The organism is Hydrogenophaga sp., from assembly GCF_041633695.1.
In the GTDB taxonomy this organism is placed as follows: Bacteria; Pseudomonadota; Gammaproteobacteria; order Burkholderiales; family Burkholderiaceae_C; genus Hydrogenophaga.
On the sequence record NZ_JBFJMY010000496.1, the window covers coordinates 1 to 2,832 of the forward strand.

General features: G+C 66.4%; 2 pseudogenes. Both read left to right on the top strand.

Annotation, left to right across the window (positions count from 1 at the left end):
• Positions 1-14: 14 nt before the first annotated feature.
• A pseudogene (locus ABYB95_RS20685) lies at positions 15-101 on the top strand (hypothetical protein); the annotation flags it as partial.
• A 60-nt stretch (positions 102-161) separates the two neighbouring features.
• Positions 162-2,832 (top strand): annotated as a pseudogene (locus ABYB95_RS20690) (hypothetical protein); the annotation flags it as partial.

Genomic DNA, 2,832 nt, shown 5'->3' on the forward strand with positions numbered 1-2,832 from the left:
ACGGGCACACCCACATCACCGCTGGCGAGTTGCTCAACCAGGGCGGCCTGGTACAAGCCACCCAGGCACACGACCTCGTCCTGCAGGTGGCCGAGACCATCGACAACCGCGCTCATGGCCAAATGCTGGCCGGCGCGGCCCTGCACGTGCAGGCGAACAGCTTGCAAAACGACCAGGGGCTTCTGGCCGCAGGCACCACGCTGCACAGCAACACCCAGGGCAGCACCAGCAACGTGCAAGGCCAGATCGTCGCCACCCAAGCACTGCAATTGCAGGCCCACAGCCTGGACAACAGCGGTGGCAGCATCCAAAGCGTCGAAAGCACGCTGGACATCGCGACCACGGGTGAAGCGAACAACACCCAGGGTCAGATCGTGGCGGAGCAGAACCTGGACCTGCACACCGGGCGCTTCCTCAACGCCGGTGGTTACCTGGCCAGCGGTGGCGCCTTGAGCGCCACCACGGCACAGCTCGACAACAGCGTCCAGGGCGACATCGTAGCGTTGCAAAACGTCCAGCTGACCACCGAAGGGCTGGACAACCGGGGCGGGCGCATCCAGGCGCTGGGCCGCATCGACGCCAGCGCCGCCAACGGCCTGATACAGAACCAGACGGGCCTGATCCAGGCCGGGCAAGGCCTTGCACTGCAAGCAGAGCGCCTCGACAACCGCAACACCCAGGGTGCCGAGCAAGGCATCGAGGGCGTGGACGTCAGCCTCACGGCACAGCAGTTGGACAAATTCCAAGGCGCCGTGCGCGCCAACCAAAACCTCCAGATCCACAGCGGCGGCCAGATCGACAACCGCAGCGGCCTACTCAGTGCAGGCCACACGCTCAGCATCGACGACCCGGCGGCACAGGCCCAGGCCAAGACCTTGTCCATCGCAAACACCGGCGGCCGCATGGTGGCCGATCAGTTGCTCAGCATCGAGGCCATGTCCTTGGGGCTGGACGGCCAGCTGTTGTCGCAGAACGATCTCAGCGTGTCGCTGCAAGGCGACCACCACATCGCCGCAGGTGCCGAGCTCATCGCCAACCGCCACCTGCGCCTGGCCATCACCGGCGACCTCGGCAACAGCGGCAGCCTCAAGGCCGGGCAAACCCTGGAAGCCACGGCGCACAACATCACCAACCGCGCCAGCGGCGAGATCACCGCCCGCACCACCGTGCTCAGCGCCGACCAGACCCTGAGCAACCGCGGCTTGATCGACGGCCAGCGCACCCGGCTCAGCGCCGAGACCGTGCTCAACATCGGCACCGGGCGCATCTATGGCGACCAGGTGGCCATTGCCGCCCAGACCTTGCGCAACGACACCGAAACCCTGGCTGGCGCGCGGGCCGATGCCGTCATCGCCGCGCGCGACCGTCTGGACATTGGCGCGCAACACATCGTCAACCGGGAAGGCGCCACACTGTTCAGCGCGGGCGAGCTGTCCATTGGTGGTGCACTCGACGCCGACCACCGCAGCACCGGCCCAGCCGCCACCCTGGACAACCAGAGCGCCACCATCGAAAGCGGCGCCGACATGCGCTTGAACGCAGCGGCGCTGCGCAACACCAACGAGCACTTCAGCACCCAGATCGTGCAAGGCGCCAGCACGCCCATCCTGCGCCTGCTGCACAACGGCCAGGAGTACACCGAAGACCAGATCGGCACCAACTTCGGATCGCTGCGCGCGCGCAGCGATCAAGAAAACTGGACCGTCTTGCTGCCCAGCGCGCAATACCCGTTCGACCGTTTTCCCACCGACACCGCGCAGTGGGCCGTGCCCGTCTACAACAGCGACCTGAATGCCTTTGAGATCCACCGCAGCGTGACCTACCTCGACGAATTCACCTTCGTTGAAAACTACCCGAGCGAGCACACCATCTGGGCGCTGTTCCAGGTCGATCCGCCTCCATCGCCGCCCCCGTTGGTGGCCAACTACGGCGGGCCAGACTGCGAGCAGTTGAACCACGGCGACACCATTTGCAGCCCGGAACAGTTGCCCCCGTTCTACGTCTACCAGGCCGCGCGGAATGCCTACAACAACAGCAAGCAAGCCGCGTTCAACGCGCTCGACGCGCAGATCAACGCCTACAACGCCAGCCTGACCGGCAGACGCCTGCACAACTGGACCGTGCTCGACGCCACCGCCACCGCATACACGCCGCAACTGCAGAGCAGCGCGCCAGGCCGCATCCTGGCCGGTGGTGATCTCGACGCCCACTTCGGTACCAGCGCCACCAACGACAAAAGCCAGATCGTGGTCGGCGGCAGCGCCAGACTCTCGGGCGCGGCCCTGCACAACATCGAGGCAGAGGCCAGCGCCGAGCTGCGCACCGAAGGCCAGACCGTGTACTCACAGTACGTGAGACGTTCGAACCGGTCAGACTCCCGCTCCTTCACGAGCACCCCCTACGCGGCGACCACGGTGCACAGCGTCACCCTGCCGGTGGCGCAGTTTCTGACGCACACCAACCCCGGCAGCAGCGACACCCAGACCGCACCGCTCGGTGCCGGCCACACCGAAGCAGCCGCCGCCACGGTCGCGGCGGTCTCGGCCCAGATCGTCACGGGCGGGGCCAGCTCTGGACCCGGCACGCCCGCCGAACAAGCGCCCTGGGTGCGCATCGGCACACCGGCGTCCACCCTGCCCAACAGCAGCCTCTACCGCGTCAACCCCGACCCCAGCGCCAGCTACCTGGTGGAGACCGACCCGCGCTTTGCCAACTACAACAGCTGGCTCAGCTCCGACTACCTGCTGAAGGCCTTGTCCATCGACCCCGACAGCATCCAGAAGCGCCTGGGCGACGGCTTCTACGAGCAACGCCTCATCAACGAACAAGTGG